At 70.1% G+C, this 20,038-nt stretch carries 13 protein-coding genes and 1 pseudogene; 2 read left to right on the plus strand and 12 right to left on the minus strand.

From position 1 onward, the window contains the following. Window positions 1-6: 6 nt before the first annotated feature. The gene (locus V5B44_RS06770; protein ID WP_332358568.1) at window positions 7-744 is read right to left on the minus strand and encodes a class I SAM-dependent methyltransferase; all 738 of its coding nucleotides are present in this window, start codon (window positions 742-744) and stop codon (window positions 7-9) included. On the opposite strand from V5B44_RS06770, the gene V5B44_RS06775 reads away from it, so the two are divergent. Continuing rightward, a complete protein-coding gene (locus V5B44_RS06775; RefSeq protein ID WP_332358324.1) occupies window positions 660-953 on the plus strand; it encodes a hypothetical protein in 294 nt (97 codons plus the stop codon). The two genes, V5B44_RS06770 and V5B44_RS06775, sit on opposite strands and share 85 nt — an antisense overlap. A gap of 59 nt (window positions 954-1,012) precedes the next feature. Here V5B44_RS06775 and V5B44_RS26590 read toward each other — a convergent pair. Both V5B44_RS26590 and V5B44_RS06785 read right to left on the minus strand, forming a co-directional pair. After that, window positions 1,013-1,225: pseudogene (locus tag V5B44_RS26590) on the minus strand (hypothetical protein); the annotation flags it as partial. A gap of 733 nt (window positions 1,226-1,958) precedes the next feature. Beyond that, the gene (locus V5B44_RS06785) at window positions 1,959-2,666 is read right to left on the minus strand and encodes a glycosyltransferase family 9 protein (RefSeq protein WP_332358326.1); all 708 of its coding nucleotides are present in this window, start codon (window positions 2,664-2,666) and stop codon (window positions 1,959-1,961) included. A gap of 14 nt (window positions 2,667-2,680) precedes the next feature. Between V5B44_RS06785 and V5B44_RS06790 the strand changes: the two genes are divergently transcribed. Beyond that, window positions 2,681-3,109 carry a hypothetical protein gene (locus V5B44_RS06790; protein ID WP_332358327.1) on the plus strand — a complete coding sequence of 143 codons (429 nt, stop codon included), beginning with the start codon at window positions 2,681-2,683 and terminating at the stop codon, window positions 3,107-3,109. Between the two features lie 27 nt (window positions 3,110-3,136). Here the strand turns inward: V5B44_RS06790 and V5B44_RS06795 are convergent, their stop codons facing one another. From V5B44_RS06795 to V5B44_RS06835, 9 genes are read right to left on the minus strand one after another with little or no spacing between them, the layout of a single operon-like run. Beyond that, entirely contained in the window at window positions 3,137-3,562 is a 426-nt protein-coding gene (locus V5B44_RS06795; protein ID WP_332358328.1) for a glycosyltransferase family 2 protein, read from the minus strand. A gap of 33 nt (window positions 3,563-3,595) precedes the next feature. Next, complete coding sequence (locus V5B44_RS06800) at window positions 3,596-5,188, minus strand: hypothetical protein (protein ID WP_332358329.1); 1,593 nt, start codon at window positions 5,186-5,188, stop codon at window positions 3,596-3,598. After that, window positions 5,164-6,957: a hypothetical protein gene (locus V5B44_RS06805; RefSeq protein WP_332358330.1), complete on the minus strand. Its 1,794-nt coding sequence runs from the start codon at window positions 6,955-6,957 to the stop codon at window positions 5,164-5,166. The genes V5B44_RS06800 and V5B44_RS06805 overlap by 25 nt, the downstream gene beginning before the upstream one ends. A 2-nt stretch (window positions 6,958-6,959) precedes the next feature. Beyond that, window positions 6,960-8,933, minus strand: a complete 1,974-nt coding sequence (locus V5B44_RS06810; protein ID WP_332358331.1) for an ATP-binding protein — start codon at window positions 8,931-8,933, stop codon at window positions 6,960-6,962. Window positions 8,934-8,946: 13 nt separating this feature from the next. Beyond that, on the minus strand, window positions 8,947-10,896 hold the full coding sequence (locus V5B44_RS06815) for a hypothetical protein (RefSeq protein ID WP_332358332.1): 1,950 nt from the start codon (window positions 10,894-10,896) through the stop codon (window positions 8,947-8,949). A gap of 18 nt (window positions 10,897-10,914) precedes the next feature. Then, window positions 10,915-12,099 (minus strand): hypothetical protein, encoded by a 1,185-nt coding sequence (locus V5B44_RS06820; protein WP_332358333.1) that lies wholly within the window; start codon window positions 12,097-12,099, stop codon window positions 10,915-10,917. A gap of 1 nt (window position 12,100) precedes the next feature. After that, a complete protein-coding gene (locus V5B44_RS06825) occupies window positions 12,101-14,743 on the minus strand; it encodes a hypothetical protein (RefSeq protein WP_332358334.1) in 2,643 nt (880 codons plus the stop codon). Beyond that, window positions 14,740-17,775 carry a phage tail protein gene (locus tag V5B44_RS06830; RefSeq protein WP_332358335.1) on the minus strand — a complete coding sequence of 1,012 codons (3,036 nt, stop codon included), beginning with the start codon at window positions 17,773-17,775 and terminating at the stop codon, window positions 14,740-14,742. The genes V5B44_RS06825 and V5B44_RS06830 overlap by 4 nt, the downstream gene beginning before the upstream one ends. Before the next feature lies 1 nt (window position 17,776). Further along, the gene (locus V5B44_RS06835) at window positions 17,777-20,035 is read right to left on the minus strand and encodes a baseplate J/gp47 family protein (RefSeq protein WP_332358336.1); all 2,259 of its coding nucleotides are present in this window, start codon (window positions 20,033-20,035) and stop codon (window positions 17,777-17,779) included. Window positions 20,036-20,038 lie beyond the last annotated feature (3 nt).

Genomic DNA, 20,038 nt, shown 5'->3' on the forward strand with positions numbered 1-20,038 from the left:
TGCGCATCAAGCCGGCTTCACCAGGCATATCCCGCCCACCGTAAGGCCGTCTGGCATGCCGGCGACGCCAGCCGACTGCAGTTCGCTGGCCGACTGCCGAATGGCCGGCGGGCTCAGCGCGAGGGCGGTTTCGGGGAGACCCAGCCAGGTGGCGAGGCGGGCAGGACTGGCGATCGAGCGGCGATGCTGGCGGTCTTCGAAGTTCGCCGGCTCGCAGGCGAGATCGAAGCTCAGCACCAGCCGGCCGCCGGGTCTCAGGATGCGGCTGGCTTCGCGGATGGCCAGTGCCGGTTGTGCGAGGTGCTGCAGGACCGAGATCATCAACACGGCGTCGAAGCCCTGGTCGGTGTCGCCGTCGGGGGCCGGCAGCGCGTGGAGGGTGGCGGCCGCGTGCCGCGAAGCCCGTGCTCGGTGCCCAGTTGAGGAAACGCCGGCTGGCGTCGGTATTGCCATCGTCGGCGAAGTTGCGGTCGTAGCCGGTGACGGCGTGGCCTTGTGCGCCAGCCAGGGGCCGAGGGCGCCGCGACCGCAACCGAGGTCGGCGATGCGCAGCCGCGGGCCGCTGCCGTTGGCTGGGCTGATGGCCAGTGCGTCGAGGGCGAAGGCGTATTCCCAGCGCTTGTGGCGTGCAGGTAGCAGCCGGTGGTCGGGCTGCGGGCGTGGCCGTCGCTGTCGTCGACCAGTTCGCCATTCGCCTGGATCGCGCCAAGCAGCGCCGTGCCGGCGCTCGGCACGCGCGACCAGACCGCGCTGCTGGTCGGGTGAAGGGCCTTGGCCGGCAATTGTCTGCCGCGATCGAGACCGCCAGAACGGCGTCGTTGACGCTGCCCGGGCTGATCGCGGCCATGCAGACCGGCTGCGCGAGGCCGCTCGGGCAGCGCCCCAGCCAGTCCGGCGTGCTCCACCAGCAAGGCGTGCAGACCCCGGCGTTCAGGTTGACGTTGTCGCGGTAGCCAAAGAAGCCGACATCGGTGGGGCCGAACAGGACCACCGAAGGCGTGCCCAGCGCATGCGCGGCGTGCACCAGTCCGGATTCGCCGTCGATGTGCAATGCCGCGCCCTGTAGCAGCCACAGGGCTTCGCCGAGCCGGAGCGGCCGATCAGGCAGTCGTCCACGCCGGCGATCGGCCGGCTGCTGGCGCCGCCGATCTGCACGATGCGCAGCGACGGGTGCAGCGCCTTGAGCTTGCTGACGAGTTCCGCCCAGTGTTCGAGCGGCCAGCATTTCACCGCCTGGCCGGGACGCACGTGCGCGCTGGTGTCGAAGCCGTCGTGCAGCGTGATCCACTGCCGGCCCGCGCTGGCGAGGCGCAGGCGTGACCCGGCGTCGGCCTCGTCCAGTGTCAGGCAGAGCGGCGCCTGCTGACCCGCGCGCTCGTCGACGCTGCCTGGCGTGCGATGGTCGCGACCGTGGCCGACGTCGAAGCCGGCGCTCCAGGCCAGCGATTCGGCGCGTTGCCTCCCGGCCGCCAGGTTGAGGCGCGCCCAGAAGCCGTCGAGCTGAGGGTGCCGCTCGACCAGTCCGCGCACGCTGGCGATGCGGCTGTTCGAGCGGGCGATCAGGTCAGCGAGTGCGGGGTGTGTTTTCTGCCATCGCTCGGGGGCATCGAAGAAGCGGACGAACTGGGTGATTTCGACGCGGACGCCGCTGGCCAGCGACCACTCGCGCAGCGAGCGCGTGGCACCGACCAGGCCGCGACCGCCGAGCGCCTGTTGTGCGAGTTCGGGCCGATCGTTGTAGGTAATGACCGTGCCGTAGCCGGCGAGTGGCCAGAGCAGGTCGATCAGGCGCCCGGCGAGCAGCAGGTCGCCGAAGCCGCCGCCGAGCCTGATCGCGAGGTCCAGCGCCGCAGGCGCGCTCGCGCTATGGGCGTCGCTACCGGCTGGCGCCTGCGTCAGGGTCGCGTACGTGATGGTCGCCTACCTCGCGGCCCGCCTTGCTGTCGGTCGCGGTGTGCTCAGGCGGGGCCGAGGCTCGGGGCGATCTCGCGCAGGCGCGCCGCAACCCGTTCCGGATCCAGGGTCCCTTGCAGGCATTGCAGGTGATGCTGGCAATCGCGTCGGCCCCAGGGTTCGCTGCGGCACGCCGGTTCGCAGGCGAGGCCGCCGCTGAGGGGGTGCAGCGCGGGCCAGGGCATCGCCTCCCGCGCCGGGCTGGTGAGACCAAAAATGCCCAGGGTGGGTACGCCGAGCGCGGCGGCGAGGTGCATCAGGCCGGAATCGTTGGCCACCATTGCGCTGCACTGGGCAATCAGGCCTGCGGTCTCGGCCAGTGCGCGCGGCGTGGTGGCATCCTGGACGTGTGCCGGCCAGCGGATCGGGGTAGCGAAATAGGTGCCGCTGGCGTCTTCGTCGGCCGGTGTGCCGACGCGCAGCACGCGGCCAAAATGTTGCGCCAGCTCGCCGTGGCCATGCCACTTCTTCCACGGCCAGCCGGTCTTGCAGCCGGCGTGGATGGCCAGGGTTCCGGCGGCGACGGTGGGCTTTCCCGCGCGCAGCGCCGGTGCCAGCGGCGGCACCGGCAGCGGCCCGCTCCAGCCGAGTTCGCGGGCAATGGCCGTGGCGCAGCCGGGGTCGCCTTTGTCTTGCCAGCGCTGCCGGTCGGCGCAGATCTGGCGGCTGGCCGGTATCCGGTCGGCAAAGCGCGTCGCCCAGTAGGCGAACACGGCCAGCGCCGGCGGTGCTTCGTCGGTCGGCAGCCACCGTCGCCGGCCGGGTCGGCGAGCCGCACACGACTGACGCCCGGCGCGCCGTCGAACAACGCCGCGCTGTCCGGGTAATCGGCAACGAGGAGCAAGTCCACGTCATGACCGGCGGCAGCGAGTACCGGCACCAGCGAGGCCCAGCGCAGCAGGTCGCCGATGCCGCCGGCCAGTACCAGAACGGCGCGCGGGCGGGGTGGCATCGGCGCAACGCTGGCTCTTGGATGTTCGGCCATCAGGGCGTCGATCCGCCTGCGCGGGACGGCTGTCCACCAGGCGTTGCCGGTGTCCTTGCGACTGGAGTTGCCGGCATGCACCCCGGCGATGCACAGCGCCGGGTCGTCCAGGTCGATGCCTCGGCGGCGTGTGCCGACCAGACGAAATGGTTGTCCTCGCCGATCGATTGATCACGAAACGGGTGCGTGCGCCAGAAGTCACGCCGATAGAGCAGCGTCGCCCCGCACAGCCATGGCCGGCGACTGCCCTGGTAGCGGTACTCCCAGGCCCGTGCGCCTTCCGAGTTCGCGGAAATAGACGCGGCTCGATCCGCACAGGGCCATGCCCGGCTGCGCCAGCAGCGCGTGCATCTGGCGGCTGAGGCGGTCGGCGGCGTACCAGTCGTCGTCGTCGCAATGGGCGATGTATTCGCGTGCCGCGGCGCAGGCGAAGTTGCGCTTGGCGCCAAGGCTCAGCCCCGGTGGGCAGGCGATGTGACGGACGCGGCCGCCGGCGAGCGCTGCACCCAGGCTGTCCGGCACGCCGTCTTCGCTGACGATCAGCAGTTCGGCATCGGCAAAGTCCTGGGCCAGGAAGTTGGCGACCGCTGCGGGCAACATCGCGTGCCGGTTGCGGGTGGGCATCAGGCAGGAGACGCGCGGTCGGACGGGCGCCGCTCACGGTTCTTCAGATAAATGTCCCATGTCTTGGCTTGTCGCGATCAGCGGCGTCCGCCAGCCGTCGTCCTTGCCGAGTGCCGCGTTGACGCCGGTCAGTCCCCCGGCCAGCAGGCCGTTCCACTGTGCCTTGAACAGCGCCGATGCGCGCACGTTGAGCTTCTCGGCCTCGGCGGCGTTGGTCGCCTTGGCCTTGGCAATCTGCTGCGCGGTGGCGCGTCGCTTGCCGCTCGACGAACGGCCGAAGCCGACGCCGGTGCCGCCCTGCCGAGCGTGCTGCCGATGGCAGCGAACAGGTGCCGGCGCTGGACATGCACGTTGGCTTCGCTCACCTTGCCGCTGTCGGGTGTTCTGCCGACCACCGAGACATTGGCCGGCAGCGTCGTCGCCGGTGCCTTGACGCCCTTGTCGACGGCGACGCCGCCGCCGATCGTCCCTTCGCCAACGACCGTCGTGTCGAGCAGTTTGCCCTCGGTCTTCGAGTTTCTTCGCCTGCTGTTCGACGTCCTTCAGCGGTTGCGGCTGGTGTGCCGCCTTGTGTACCTTCTTCCTCAGCCAGATCGCCGACAGCCCGATTCCGTCCTTCTTGTACAGATCGAGGCGTTTCTTGCCCTCCTTGCGCATTCTGTCGGCCAGCGGCTTGTCGACCTTGGCGATCGGCGTCGCGATTGCCTGATAGAACTCGCCCATCGATGCCAGCATGATCTTCTGCGGCACGTGGTGTGACTCGCCCTTGGCTTTTTTGACGCGTCCGGGCGTGGCACCTCGTGCGTGCCGACCGCCCATTCCTTGCCCTGCTTGGCGACTATCCCCTTCTTGCCCGAGCCGGTGTAGAACCAGTACACCTCTCCGTTCTCGACCTTCGAGCCGATCGTCTTGAAGACCGGGTGCGCGCGCTTGACGCCGGCGAGTTCGGTGTCGAGATCGGCACGCTCTTCGACCCCCTGGCGGTACTTGCCGACGACGGCCATGATCGCCTTTTCGCCGGCTCGAGCTTCTTCTGCTTGTCGGCGTCGCCGTCCTTCTTGCCGCCCTTGCCGAACAGCTTCTTGACCATCGCGACGATCTTGGCGATCGCCTTGTCGATCGCCGCGTCCACCTTGCCCTGGACCTTTTTGATGAACTCCTGGATCTTCTGCTGATGCCGCCGAGGCCGAGCAACTGGGCGAGGAAGCCGATGACCAGCGGCATGGCGTTGGCCAGTGATTTCTCGATCCAGGCGATCGCGCTGCCGATCGCGCCGCTGGCGATCGCCGCCACCGAGTTCACCACCGCTTCGACCAGGGTCATGATCTGCTGTGCCTTTTCGATGACGAAGACGACGACGTTGTAGATTGCCAGCACCGCCTGGACGATCGCCCCGGCCGGATTGAACATCGACACGATCTTCGTCACCGCCTGCTTGATGATCGTCGTGATCAGCCAGTCCTGGATTGCGTCGATGACCATCTGCTTGAGGTTGCCGAGGTCTTCCTTGACCTTTTCCCAGAGCTTGGCCGGCCCGCCGGTGATCAGTTCTCTGACGTATTCGACGACCTTCTCGATCGCGCCGACCGCGCGTTCGCCGATCAGCCTGACTGCCTTGGCGCGCATCCGTCGTAGGTGATGCCGAGCACGTCGAGCACCAGCTTGAGGATCGACGGCAGGCTGAGATCGCTCGGCAGGGTGATGCCCATCGCGGCCAGCGAACCGAACAGCCACTTCATGAAACCGGCCTTGAGGTGCGTCCAGATGTTGCCGACGAAAGCCTGGAAACCACCTTTGACGGCGGCGATCAGGTTGCCGAGGAAGGCGATTGGATCGTCGAGGATGCGCTGGATCGCATCCTGGCCCTTCTTCAGGATGGCCATCAGCTTGGCCTTGAATTCGAGCAGTGCCTTGACCACTTCGCCGAGCTTTTCGGCGAACTGCTGCAGCAGGCCCTTGTTCTCGTCCTGCATCGTCTTCAACGCTTCGTCGGCCTTGTCGAAGGCCTCCTTGTATTTCTGTGCCAGGCTCGCGGCGAGTTCTTCCTTCTTGGCGTCGATGCTCTGCGAGAGTTCGTTGAAGCGCTCGCCGACCGCCTTCGCCGCGGCGTCGCCGGCCGCCCTCAGGTTGGCCGGCAGGCTGGCGACGTAGGCCTTGATCTTCGCCTGTCCCGAGTCGACTTCGGCCTTGGCCTGTGCCAGCCGCGTCTCGACGAGGTTGGCGACACGGTCGATCAGGCGATCCATTGCCGCCTGGAAGACCTGCCGCCCCTGGACGTAGAACGCGTTGACCTCTTCCGGCAGGCCGAGCGCCTGGTCGCGAAGCCAGCGCGCGAGGCCCAGCCCGGGAATCGTCAGGTAACGTTCGAGCTTGTAGCGGAAGATGCGATCGTCGACGAACTGCTTCATTCTCGCCAGTGCCGCGTCGACGCCGGGGTCGAAGATCGCCGCGACTTGCTGGTCGAGCGATGCCAGGCGCGCTTCAACGCGCTGTTTGGTCTGCGCGAAGATTCCCTCGATGTGCGTCGCGACCTTCTGCCGTTCGGCGGCTTCCTTCGCTGCCTGTTGCTGCTGCCGCGAAAGGACCAGCGCGTTGCCGCGGCCACGCGTACCGGCAAGCAGCAGCGCGCCACGGCCGGCGACGCCACCGGCCTGTGCGCGGGCGCCGGCGAGCACCGCCGCCTCCCTGGTGCGGAAGGTGGCCGGCGCCTTGTCGGCCTGCACCGCGACCTTGGCCTGCGCGCTGGCGACGGCGCTGAACCGCGGATCGTTGGCCCGCGCCAGGCTCTCGGGCTTGACCTTTTCGTCCTTCAGTGCCTGCGCGGTGTCCTGTTTCGATTGCTCGAGCGACGCTTCGGCCGGCGTAGCCGGCGGCGGCATGCCGCTCGCGCCGGCAACTGCCGGCGGCGTCGGTGCTGCTTCGGCGGGCAATGCCGTCGACGGCTGTGCCGGCACGCTGCCTGGATCCGGCGCCTGTCTTGTCGCCTGGTCGACCGGGCCCGTGGCAGCGGCTTTCTGGTTGCCGACGTTGCCGGCGAGCGACCCCTTCATCGCCCCCGCCTGACCACCGTCCATGAATTTCTCGGTGTCGCCGAGCGTTTTCGGCATCGCCTTTTCGATCTCGGCGCGCAGCAGCGCCTTGAACGAATTCGGTTGCGGCTTCGGTGTCGGCGCCTGTTTGACCTGGTCGACGACCTTGGCCTTGGCCCCGGCCAGCCGCTCGTTGGCCGGCGCCGGTGCCGAGCGCGACGCCTCGCGTGCCTTTTGCGCGGCCGGTACGTGCTTCTGGAGTTTCGCCGCGCCAGCCTTGATCTGCTGGGTGACGGCGACGAAGCGCGGGTCGGCCTTGGGGTTGGCGACCCGCCGCGGGGGCGCGCGCAGTGCGAGCATCGCCATGCTCAGTGCGCCAGCGGGAAGAGTTGGCCGCCGCGCCGGTACTCGCGGCGCAGTGCGTCGAAAAGCAACTGGTCGTCGACCGGGCGGGCGAGCGCCAGCGCCAACGACGCGGCAGCCAGGACGACGTTGCGGATCTGCCCGCCGGACAGCGCGCACGACTCGGCGACGCGAGCCAGCGTTGCGGCAGTGACCCGATGATCGGCGGGCAGGTGCGCGCGCCACAGGTCAAGCCTTTCGTCGGACTCGGGCAGGCGGAAGTTGAGCAGCACGTCGAAGCGGCGCAGGAAGGCATGGTCGATGCGGTCGAGCGCGTTGGTCGTGACCAGCACCAGGCCGCGGTGACTTTCAAGCCGCTGCAGCAGGAAGTTGGTTTCGAGATTGGCGTAGCGGTCGTGGGCGTTGCCAACCGACGTCCGGCGAGCGAGCAGCGCGTCGCCCTCGTCGAGCAGCAGCAGCACGTCGAGTGCCTCGGCGGCGGCGAGCAGCCGATGCAGGTTGCGTTCGGTTTCGCCGATGTACTTGCTGACCACCGACGAGAGGTCGAGTCGGTAGAGCGGTACACCGAGGCGGGCGGCGAGGACCAACGCGGCGAACGTCTTGCCGGTTCCCGACGGGCCGGCAAGCAGCGCCCGCACGCCGGCGTTGAGGCGGGCGGCGAACGCTGGTGGCAGTGTCGCGCGCAGGCGGTCGCGTTGGCGGCAGCGCGCTTCGAGGTTGTCGAGGTCGCGCCGCAGATCGCCGTCAAGGACCAGAGCGTGCCAGTCAGCACCGCTCGTGGGTAGGCGCCGGGCAAGGCCGTCGAGTTCGGCCGAACCGCCGGCCAGCGCGACTTCGCGCAGCGTTGCCGCCAGCTCGGGCGCCGGGGCGACCGGGTCGCCCCCCTGTGCCAGCGCACGTCGCAGATGTCCGGTCGACAGGTGGAGCAGTCCGGCGAGCTGGCCGCGGGTCTCGCCGGCGAGCGCCGGCGCGTAGGCGGCGAGCAGCCGCTCGCGCAGGGTCGCGTCGGGCAGCGGCAGCGTCAGTTGCCACGCCGGCAGCGGTGGCTCGTCGATCGCATCTTCGTCGCCGCAGACGACGCCGAGCCAGCCGTGGTAGCCGGTCAGGCGCGGCAGCCGCAGCCGTTCGCCGGGCGTCACGCGCAGGCGGAAGAGCGGACGGGCGCCGGTCAGCGTGGCGAACGCGCCAAGCCAGGGTGGCGCTTCGCCGCCGGCCGGCAAGGGCCAGTCGATGGCCAGCACTGGCCTACCCTCGGCCCGCGCCAGCGCGGCAAGGAGCGCGCCGCGGCCATTGTGTTCGGGTCCACGGACGATCAGCGTGCCACCGGTCGTCGCGAGTTGCGGCGCCAGCCGATCGACCGCCAGCCGGACGTCGTCAGGCAACAGCAGTTCGTCGAGCCGCGGCGCGTCTGCCGCTGGTCGGAGCTGAACGCCCGAACAGGGCTCGCGCGGTGCTTCGCCGCGCGCTGCTGCCCAGCAGTTCTCCTCGACCTCGAACGAGGCGTCGCTGCCGGTCGTGCCGCCAGGGCGGTGCAGCAGGCCGCAGTCGAGCAGCGCACGCAACGCCGGGCGCAAGCCTTCCCGCGGCAGCGTTCCCCACCACGACTGCATCAACGTCAGGCTCGGTCGCCGCTCGCTGGCGTCCGGGTCGAGCGCCTGAAATACCGCGCCGAAGCGGGCGTCTTCTTCGACCAGGCCGTGCGCGAGCCAGACCTCGATCGCGTTCGCCGGCCAGCCGCTGCTGACCGCCAGCCAACGCAGAGGATGGTCGGCGAGTTCGCCGCCAGAAGCCTCGAAAGCGGCCGCGTACTCGGCGAGAAAGGGAAAACGCTCGTCGGCTTCGTCGCCGAGCAGATCGCGCGCGTTGGTTGCTATTCGCCAGGCGGCACCAAGCAGCAGAGGCCGGAAGCATTCGCCGCAGTCAGTGCCGGCGTCGGCATCGCTGTCGAAAAGCAGCTGGCGCAGGTCGTCGGGTTTCATCGTCGTCGGTCTCTTACTCGAAGACGAAACGCAGTGTCCGTCCGGCACTTGGCAGATAGCCGGGATCGCGGTCGAGTCCGGCCAGCCGCCATGCCACCGGGTGTTCGTCGAGCGGGTATACGACGACGATCTCGGCCGCCGACAGCCAGACGCAGGCATTGCCGTGCGCCTGCCAGAGCTGCCGGCCGACCAGCGCCGGCGCTATTGCCAGAGCAGCGGCCAGGCGCCGGCGCAGTGACAGGCAATAGCGCGCGAACCAGCGTGCGAAAGCGGCTTTCGGCTGCCGGCGCAGGCTGCGCGCGCGCAGCCGCCGCCCGCCAGGCGCAGCGGGGATCGGCCAGCGGCGATCGAGATCGGTCTGATCGCTGGCCGCGACCTCGCTGGCCAATGTTTCGAGCGCGGCGTGCAGCGGATCGCGGCGAAACCCGGGGCCGGCGAGCGCGATGCCGAGCAGCGCCAGCAGCTGCCACAGCGGAACCGGAAAGCCGCGCTCGGCGGGGCGTGTGAAGTCCGGATAGAGGCCGTCACCGAGCAGCAGATTCACCAGGAACAGCAGGCGTGCGCAGCGGGTGAACACCGGCTGTGGGGTCACCGCGAGCGGCCACGCCTCGCCTGCCGTTGTCGGGTCGTTGGCCACGGCCATCGCCTGCACCGGTGCTTGCTCGGTGGGTGCCGGCACGTCGCTTCCGCGGCGCACGGCCGGTGTGGTGGCGCGGCCGGCAAACGCCGGCGGGTGCACACTCCAGCCTGCGGCGCCAGCGACTGCTGGCGGTCCCGCGTTGGTTTGCCGGGTGTCGCCGCGTGCGGCGACCGTCTTGCCGGCGGTCGTTCGCGGCGCAAGGGCAATAGGCGGCGCTACCGCTGGCACTGGCGCCGACATGATCGCGCGGTGGCTCGCCGGCGGTGGCCAAGAGCCGCGCGCCGCTGGCGGCGCCGTCGCTTCGTCTTCGCGCACCACGCTGTCGCTGGCCGCCGGGCTCCTGGCCGTGTCGGTGGCAGGACTCGCCGGCCTTTGCAGGCTGGCGTCTGCGGCCGGGGTGTCCGGCAGCATCGCCGACGTCCGGGCGTGACCGGCGGCGCGCCCGGGAAACGCCGCTGGCCTCGCTGCGGGCGTTCGTGGCAGGGTGGCTGTCGTCGGCTCGTCGGGCAATGACGGCCGCTCACTTGCCGGCATCGCTCTGGCCGGGCGGGCGACGGTTGCCGCTTGCTTCGCGTCAGGGTCGGTGGCAGCCGCCGTTTGTACGTTAGCGGCAAGTGGCGGACCGCTGCTGGATCGAACGTCGGCGCCGCGGTTGCCGACGACGATGGCCGGCCGTCCAGCGGCGGGCGTCGCCGGTGGCGCAGCTGGCGGCATCATGACCAGGTCGGCGGTGCTGGCTGGTGGCTGGGCGGCGCGAACGGCTGGCGCTGGCGACGGTCCGGTGACGGTTGGTGGCAGGGCAAGGCCCAGCGTGCCGGCGACGGCTTCGGCCAGCCCGGCGCGGGCGAGCAGCCGCAGTGCCGCGGTACCGGCCGTCGGCCGCTCCTGCCAGGCGCTGGTCCAGTCGGGGTAGTGGCGGCCGAGAACGCTTCGCCACCACCAGGTGTCGAGCCGGCCGTTGAGCGCGTCGCGCGCCAGGCAGGCGAGCAGTTCGGCCTCGTCGGCAAAGAACACGGCGATGGCATGGTCGTCGACCGCCTGCCTGGCCGGGCGGGCGGCCTGATCACGGGCGGCGGTGAGCATGTGCCGGCTGGTCTGGGCGGCTAACTGCCGCAGGCGGGCGTCGGGAATGCGGTCGACGTCGAGGCCGGGAAGCGCCAGCGTGATACGGCGAACGAGCAGCAGCGACTGGGGTGGCAGCGCAGGCAGCGATTCGGCGACCTCGGCGGCCAGTGCCTCTGCCGCCAGCCGGGCGACCACCGGCTGGCGCGGCGCCGTGCCGCTGTGCCAGCGTTCGATGGTCAGGTGGGCTGCGGCGGGCATGACGGCAGTCGCGCGCCGCTACTTGTTCGGCGCCTGTGGCGCGGATTCGAAGCACAGCAGGCAAAGGTCGCTGCCGGCAAGCGAGTAGGCGTTGCCGGTTGCCGACCTGGTGATCGGTAGCGACGAATCGCGGAGGCCATGCTGCAGCAGCTCGGCAAAGCGGGCGCGGCTGACCGGCGTCGGGTTGTGCGTTACGTTCAGGCCCGCCAGGCGGAAGCCCTTGACCAACAGTTCCAGCCACTGCCGGGTGACCAGTGCGACCGGCGGCAGGAAAGCGTAGACGCCGGCGATGTCCTCGACCGCTGCAGCCTGCTGGTCGCTGAACTGGGCAACGAACTGGCGGGCAAACGCTTCCATTTCGATGGTGTGCGACTCGCGCCAGAAGCGGTCACCGGCAAGCCCCGGTGGCGGCGCCAGGCGCCTCTGCGCCGCGTCACCATCGCACCAGTCGATGGTCGCGCTGGCACTCAGGTATACCACGGCCAGCGGCAGGTCGTCGGCAGTGAGTGCCGGAACTCTGCCCTCGGGTAACCAGCCGACCATCCTGGTTGCCGCGCCAGACCCGCCGGTGGTGGCCGTCGTCTGGAGGATGATTGTCTCCGGATCTTCCGGCGCGAGCAGGGAATGCGCGGCGCGGTTGCGCAAGGTGTCCCGTGCCTTCCCGGCTTCTTCTGTCTCGCCGGGCTTGCCTGACGCACCGGGAACGTCAGCCGGTTCCTTCATTGCCAACAGGCGGGCGCGAACGGCCGGTTGTTCGAGCTTGCGGTTGCAGGCGCCAACTTCGCCGAGCGTCGTCGTCGCGCGGCCGCTGGCCAGCCAGGTCGGGGTGAGTACCAGCAGGTAGAGCCCCCCGGCGACCTGCGATAGCGCCGACATCGCAGCAAGGCAGTCGCTGAAACCGCCGCTGCGGTTGCGCTGGCCGATAGCAGCGAGATCGAGCTCGATCGTGTCGATCGCGATCACCCCTCCGGACGGCGTGATGCCGACGCCAGTGCCGATGGTCAGCACCGTTTCGCCACGTTTGCCGGTGATCTCGAGGCCGCTGGCGATGCCGCAGCCAAGCAGTCTCGCCAGTTGGCTCTGACCGCTCTCGCGCGCCGTCTGCTCGCGCTGCAGGTCTTCGGCCGAGAGCAAGCGACCGTTGAAAAAGAATGTTCGCGGCGAAGTGCTGCCGGCGACGGGCTGGTTGAGCGCGGTGGCCATTTCAGAATCTCCCGACCAGCAGCCATAGCTTGAGCGCAGACGAGGCGACCAGAGTCAATGCGCGGCCGGCGTCGAGGCGGATCGAGCCCCCCTCGATCAGGCCGCTGTCGAGTGTCAGGTTGCCGGCTCCGGCCAGTGACTTGAGCGTCAGCCACTGGCCATCGTTGCCCGGAGGCGGCGCCTTGGCGGAGGAAAACGGCTTGTCCGAACGGTAGACGACGACGACATCTCTGCCGGCGAAGTCGTCGAAGCGTTCGAGCAGTTTGCCGAACTCGTCCGGGGTCTCGGCAACGACCACCTGGCGACTGCTGACGCCGGCCAGCGGGCCGATCACCACTTCGCCCTTTTCGTCGTTCCAGCCGAGGTTGTGCGTTGCACGTCGGTCGCTCGGCTTGGTCAGCTGCAGCGCGGCAAAGGTCGGGGCCGATTCCTGGTCGATGTTCTGCGCCGTGTTCAGCATCACCCCTGCGGCGCTGGCGGACACCGTCAGGTTTCGCGCGGCGTCGGCGGCGGCTATCTGGCCGAGCACGAAGCTGCTGCCGTCGCCGACCAGGATCTGGCCGGTCTGTGGTGCCGCCGTCTGGCCGGTACCGCCCTGCGCGGCGGTCAACGGCAGCGTCAGATCGCTGCCGCCGCTGGCATCGATCTGCAGGTTCCAGACCTGCCGCAGCTTGCCGGCTGGCAGTCTGTCGAGGGGCAAGCCAAGGTCCACGCGGTCGCCGAGCGGCAAACGGTCGCCGACATTGAGCACGTTGCCCGGTGGCTGCAGCGGGGTGTCGGGCAAGCGCTCCTGAACCAGCGTCAGGCTGACGTTCTTGCCGGCGACCAGGTTGGCCAGCACGTACGCTGGCGGCGCTGCGCCGTTGTGGCCGACCAGTACCTGCAAGGGCTGCGGGCGGGCGCTGAGGCCGCTGCCACCCTCCTCGATGCGCACCGGTTCGCCCTGTCCGGGGGCGTAGTAGTAGATCGCCCCGCTGGCGAGGTCCTCGGCGTTGCCGTCCCAGTGCCGGGCCTTGATCAGGCGCCCGTCGGCGTCGCTGGCAATGACGGCCGAGTCGAGGGCGGTGACGGTCAGTGTGCCGTCGCCGTCGCCGCCGCCCGCGTCGGCGGCGATGCGCAGGCTGCGCGCGGTGATCGCTCCGTCGACGGTCAGGCCGGCGAAGGCCGGAGAGGCGTCGGGGTCAATGTCCTGGATCGTGTCGAGCACGATGTCGGGCGCCTGCGACGTTGGATCGATCGCGAGGTTGGCAAGCAGGGTCTCGCCCTCGCCGTGCTGTGCCGCGCGCAGCGTGCCGAGGGTGAACGCCGGCAGGCCGGCTGGACTGCTTTCCGGTGCGCCGACCAGCAGCTGGCCGGGAGCCGGCGCGGCGCTCTGGCCGGTCCCGCCGTCGGCGACCGGGATCGGTGCGTCCATTACCGGGCCGTAGTAGTCGGCGGGGGCTTCGGCCGTTCCCGGCCAGATGACCGCCGGACGAACGATGCCGTCGCCGTCGACCGGATCGACTCTTGCCAGCCGGTGCGCCGCCTCGGCAAACGAGGCGTTGAGATCCTGCGCTGCTGGCAGACGCGGATCGCTGCGGCCAAGCACGTAGTGCGCGTCGCGTGGCGCGTCGTCGGGTTTGTTGAGCAGCCACTCCTGCAGCAGCCGCAGGTGTACGACCTGCGGTCGGCCGCGCAGGATTGCCACCGGCTGGTCGCCGGTCAGGTCAATCCCGGCAAGCAGCAGTCGAGTTTCGCTGGTTGCCGGCAGGTCGTAGTGCGTCTTGAGGTACTGCCAGCGCAGCGTGTCAATCCACAGCGCGAAGGCGGCCTGCATGTATTCGGCGTATTCACCGTAGGGGATTGCCAGATCTTTCACCGGCTCGGCAAGCGGCACTTCGCTGGTCGGACGCAGGATCTTCTCCGGCCAGCCTCTGGCGATGGCGTTGCTGATCGTTTTCTCCACCGCCCGCAGGAAGGCGTCGAGCTGGCCGCGATCGATGCCTATCTTGCCGACCAGCTCGCGGTCGCGGGCCGCCTTTTCGATCTCCAGCCGGCCGGGGTTCAGGCGGCCATCTTCGGCTGCTGCCGCTGGCCCGCCGACGACTTCGACCGTGCGCAGCCAGGCGGCAAAGCTGCGCAGCGCGTCGTCCTCGCGGGTGTCCGGTGGCTCCGGTGAGAAGTCGAGCCGGAAGCCGTCACTGATCCGCGAGTCGGCCTGCAGCTCGCCTTCGGCGCGACACGGCTCGCCGGGGATCGGTACCGGCGTGCCGCTGGTGGCGTCAAAACGGAGAACGACGTAGACGCGATCGGGGAGGTTCTTCTGGCTGGTCAGCCAGTCGGCCAGCCACTCGTCGAGCGACGCGCATTGCGCGCTGCTGACAGCGACCAGATGTCCGTCGGGCAGCAGCGCGAGGCCGGGCTCGACGCGCACCGACGTCTTGCCGGCTATCTTGTCCGTGAGACAGGCGACGTCGAGTCCGGCGACGATGCCGTAGCCAACCGTAGCGGCCAGCGCGCGCTGATCACGGGCAGCGAGGTAGAGGTGCTCCTGGCGAAAATCGTCGACGCCGAGCACCATGCCGAAGGTGAAATTGACGCGCTGGCTCGGATCGAGCGTGGCATCGGGAGCAGGAACGAAGGACGATCCATTGCAGCAGGTCATGTGGGTCTCCGAAGGGAAAGTCCGCCACGGTCCAGACCGACGCGGTCGGCAGGCGGTTGGGGTCGGGTGGTTGCCAGGCGTCCGCCACCGAGATCGCTGCGCCCGAGCACGAGCGAACCGGCGGTGCCGCCGGCCAGCGCGGCAAGTTCCGGATAGCGTGCGAGGCCATTCTCGAGCCGGCTGTCGAGGCCGAGGCGGGCATCGCCGACGCGGAACAGGTCGAAGCCGAAGCGTACCTCGGCCGTCGTATGGGCGGGTTTCTCGCGCTCGATGACGCGCAACACCGAGGCACGCCGCCGCGTCAGCTCGTCGAGGTCAAGGGTGCCGGCGGGCAGTGGCAGGACGATGCGGAAGCGGTGGGCATGGCCGAGCGCACGCAGTACCTGTGCCTCGAAGCGATGCCAGTCGGCGAGGGCTGCCTCGCTGGCCGGCAGCACGATCGGTGACGGGATGCGGCTGAAACTGCGCCAGCGGGTTCCCCAGGCGGCATTCAGTTCCGAGACTCGTTGCCAGCGGCGCGCGAGGAAATCCTGCCAGCGCTGGCGCAGCGGCGCACACGGCCGGCTGCTGTCGAGATAGGCGCGCCAGTCGGCGGCGTCCACCGGCGCAAGCGGTTGGTCACCCGGCGGGCTGCGCTGGTCATCCTGCGCGTCGAGCCAGGCCGACCACAGTCGTTCCTCTTCGATCGCCGCGCGCGGGATGAAACCGAAAGCGCGCTGCAACTGCTGCCGGCGCTCCGGGTTGGCGGCCGCCAGTGCGGCCGCCCCGGTGATGCCGAGCGCCGCCAGTTCAGCCGGATCGGCGAGCGACGGATCGCCCGCCAGGCGGTCGGCGTGCAGCAGCCAGGCGCGTCCAAGCGCTGGCCGCCAGGCGTTGCCGGCCAGCGCCGTCTGCCACCCGAACAGCTCCTGCAGGCGGACGCCGTGCGCTCGCTCGGTGAGTTTCTCGGGTGCCCGCAGCCAGTCTTCGTCCACCTCGGTCTCCCAGGCCAGCGTCGCGCCGAGCAGCAGGCCGGGGACGGTGCCGCGGCGCGCATGGCCGAGCAGCGCGTGGCGAATCAGCAGGCGGCGGCGCCTTTCGTCCCACGCCGGGTCGAAAGCGACACCGAGCCAGCTGGCAAGCCAGTCAAGTGTCGCCGCCGGTGCCGTTCGCGCGTCGAACAGCCACTGCGCAGCGGCGATGCGGTCCTCCCAGCGGGTGAATTCGCCTTCGAACAGCGCCAGCAGCCGGTCGAGGAAGTCGGCACTGCCGGCATCGGCACGGAACATCGGCGGCAGGTACTGGCTGGCGTACGAGAAGCGCGGGTACCAGACGCGCAGGGCCTGCAGCGATGGTGTCTGGCGGCCATCGCCGGTGATCGTCAGCCGCAACTGCAGGTGGCGGCCGCGCGCCGCCTGCAGCAGGAGTTCCCAGGTGCCGGCGGGCGATTGGCCGGTATCGCGCCACGGCAGCTCGCTGCCGCGGCTGGCGCGCAACAAGGCTGGCTCGCTGCGCCATTCGGCGGCGGCAAGATCGTCGAGATTCTCGACACAGCGGCTATCGACGCTGACCGAAGTGCCCGGCGGCAGGCGCTGGTCGAGCAGCAGCCGGTGCCAGACGCAGGCGGGCTGGCCGCTGTCCCACGCCAGCTCCGGTGCCGGGACGAGCAGGGTTGCCTGGCGCGCGTAGCGTGGTTGCGGCAGGGCGAGCAGGGGCGACCACTGCTTCTCGCCAGCGTAGAAGACGCGCGCATCGGGGTAGCCGTGCAAGGTCATGCCGGCGGCGAGGGCGGCCAGCCCCATGCCGTGATAGCGGCGCAACGGCAGGTATTCCCCGACCACTCCGACGACCAGTGTCTGCGCTTGCCAGCCGGCTGCGAAGCGGTAGGCCTGGTCGCCGGCCGCATCGACGACGATCAGCGAAAACGTGCCAGCGGACGCCACAGCGCCAGCCGCCGCCTGGCCCCAGTCGATCGCCAGCGTCCGTCCGGCCAGAGCGGGCGCGTGCGCGCCGGTGGTGATGCGGGCGAGCAGCAGGTCGAGCCGGATCGCCTTGGCCGGGAGGGCGTCGGGATCGACGGGTGGTGGTCGATCGGCATCGACCACCGGTTGTCCGGCGACCAGGGGACTCGGCGTCCCGTCGAGTCCGATGACGCTCAGCCAGGTGGCGCCGGGCCTGGTCGCCGAATGGCTGAGGATCAGCAGTCGGTTGCCGGGCAAGGCCGCGATCGCGGTCGCGGTCGTGCGGTCGCCGGTGTCGTCAGCCGGCAGCGCCGGCTCGAGGTTGAGGTCGCAGGGCTCGCCGGCGAGAGGATTCGACGTATTGTCCGCGGCTGGTGGCGACGCCTCGGCTGCCGGAGGTGACGACTGCTGCGTTTCCCGCCAGGTGCCTTCGGGTGTAAACCACGGTGGCTGGCGGTCGGCGCGGAAGCGTGGCTTGAGATCGGGTCCGCTGCGCAGCAGGTGGTTGTCGCTGAGCACGCCGACGCCGCCGTCGGCCAGCGCGACCAGTGCCAGCGCGACCGGCAGCTCCGGCCAGACCTGAAACAGCGGCGGTCCGCCGCCGTAGAGGTCGAAGATCAGCAGGCCGCCAGCCTCGGTCGAGGCAACGACCAGATAGTGCGCAGCGGTGATGGTCAGCGCGTCGAGTTCCGGCAGCGGCGGCGTGTCCGTGGCCGCGGACAGCGGCTGGAAGCGGCTGTCGCTCGGCGTCTGGCTGCCGGCGCGATAGCCGGCGATGGCGCCGGCCCGGTCGTGTGCCGGCGTGCCACCGGCGACCGGCCAGAAGCGGCTGCTGTCGCCGCTGCCGACCGAGCGCACCATGATCGTATGACGGTCTGACGACAGCCAGTAGAGGTTGCCGTAGGCATCGAAAACACCGCCGCGCCCGTACTCCTCGGGCAGGGCTTCGGCGCGTCCCGGTCTGAACTCGAAGAGCAGTGCCTGCAGGCGCAAGGCGCCGTCCCGCCATTCGACCGCTGCCGCCGGCGGCGCCGACCGCTGCCAGTCGCTGGCGCCGATCAGGGTGTGGTAGCGGCTGCCGTTGGCGTCCATATCAGCACTCCCGTGGTACCTTGGGGACCGGCAGGCGGACCAAGCGGCCGCTCGTTCCACTGCCGGCGGTGCCCGTGCCGTCGTCCTCCCCGTCTTCACCCGCGGCACCAATGCCACGGCCGAGCAACTGGTCAAGCGGCAGCGGGTCACCCAGGCCGATCGACAGTCCGGCGATGTACGGCAGTTGCAGACCGACCATCGGCACGCTGTCGCGGCGGCTGCCGCCGGCGTCGGCGAGCAGCAGGCCGTTGACCCCGGCGACGCCGTCACAGCGCGCGACGATCGTCGCCAGTTCGAGTGCCGCGACGGCGCGGAACAGCGGCCAGCCGTTGTCGAAACCGGGCAGTCCGCTGGCGGCCGCACCAGTGACCGACGGCGGTAGTGGCGCGAGATGGCCAAGCAGGGCGCGACGGACGTTCTCGCGTACGTTGGCGACCGACTGGCCGGCGACGATTTCGATGCCGACGCTGATCCAGATGCCGGTGTAGAGTGGTGGCCGCAGCAGCACTTCGCAGGTCACCAGCCGGCGCGGGGTCAGGTGGCGGCACAGCGTGTCAATGAAGTCGGCGTCCGGGCGCGGGGTCTCGGGATGACGCGGGTCGCGGCGTGGGATGACGAGGACGGTGACGACGCCCGGCTGGTCGCCGGGCAAGGCTGGCGACAGCTCGGGATGCCACGCCGAGAGCACCTCGATGCGGCCGACGTCGGCACCTGGCGCGGCCTTGAGGACTTCACTGAAGTCGTCGGCACTGACCGCGCGTTCCCGGTGACGAAGCACCAGCGGGATGCGCTTCTCGCCGTCGGCGGCGCTCTCGGCGTCGGTCCCGCCGATGCAGGCGAGCGGGTTGGCTAGCTTGAATCCCGGCGGCAGGTCGGGGCCGAGGCGGATTGCGCCGGCGGTGACGTTGCCGGCGCCGCCGGCCGACCAGTCGAAGGCGACGGCGATTTCGGCGCCCAGCGGCGGCCGGGCACCGTGCATGCCGTCACCGAACGACAAACTGCCCGCTTCGGCGTCGAGGGCGAAGACTTCGGCGCCCGCCTGGCCTTCGGCTGGCGCGGCCTCGAGTTCGTCGGTCAGGGTCCAGCGCCGGCCGGCGACAGTGACGGCGATCGAGCTGGCAAGGACCTGGCGCTGACTCAGTGACCGCCTTTGTTCGGGCTCGCCGTCGCCGGGCGCCAGCAGTTCGCGCGCGACGTGGGCGCGCTGCGTCACCGGCACGCAGTGCAGGCCGGCCCATTGCAGCACGACACCGGCGCTCGCCAGGCCGTCGATCCTCAGCCAGGTGAGCACCCGGGTGGCGATCTCTTCGTCGTTGAGCGGCGGCGGCCGGTCGCCGACGCCGGCTTCCAGAGGCTCTTCCTCGCTCCAGGTCCACAGCGCATCGGCGTCGCTTGGCAGCGTGACCTGCAACACGCCGGCAAGGTCGGGGAAACCCGCGGGTGGCACTGCCGAGAGGCGTGCGTAACGGGTGCCGTTGCCATCGCGCTGCGGCAGCCAGGCGCTCAATGCCGGCGGCCGCGTCGCGGCGCTGCCGGCGATCAGGCGTGCGGCGGGGTCGCCGCGGCCAGGAATCAGTCCGATCGACAGGGTTCTTCCGGCGAGCTGCGCGCGCACCTGCGCGCGGTCGACCGGGCGTGACCTGGCCGGCGCCAGCAGCGCGATCCACAACGCGCCGTCGACGGTCTCGCTGCCAACGTCGAGCAGTCCCGGATGGTCGGCGAGGGCGACCGTTTCGTAAAGCACCGGCAGGATACTGGCACCCTCGGCGTTGCCCGAACTGAAGGCAGCAAAGTCGCGCTCCGTCGCCTCGTAGAGTTGCGCGTAATAGTCGATCAGCGCCTGGTCCGGGTTGAGCACTGTCTGCTTGAACACCGCCAGCCCCTCGACGGGCGGCACGTCGAGGCCGCTGTCGCTGACGAAAGGCAGGGCGCCGGCGAAAAAGGTCTGCCCGGGCGACAGCGTGACGGTGACGCGTTCGCCGTTCTCGTTGCGCAACTGCACCAGTCCGTGCGCCGGGCTCGCCGGGCGCAGCGGGATGCCGAGCAGTTGCAGGAACTTCAGCCGGTTGCGTTCGGGGATCAGGTTGGCGCGGTAGAGCAGGCTCTCGGCCATGAAGGCGAACAGTTCGACAAGCGTGACGCCGGGATCGCTCGGGCCGGTGTGCGTCCATTCGGGGGTGTGGATCGGTACGCGAGCCAGCGCATCGCGCACCAGTTGCGCGTAGTCGCGGTCGTCGATGGCAGGCAGTTGAATCGGCATGAC

The sequence above is a fragment of the Candidatus Accumulibacter necessarius genome, assembly GCF_036625085.1.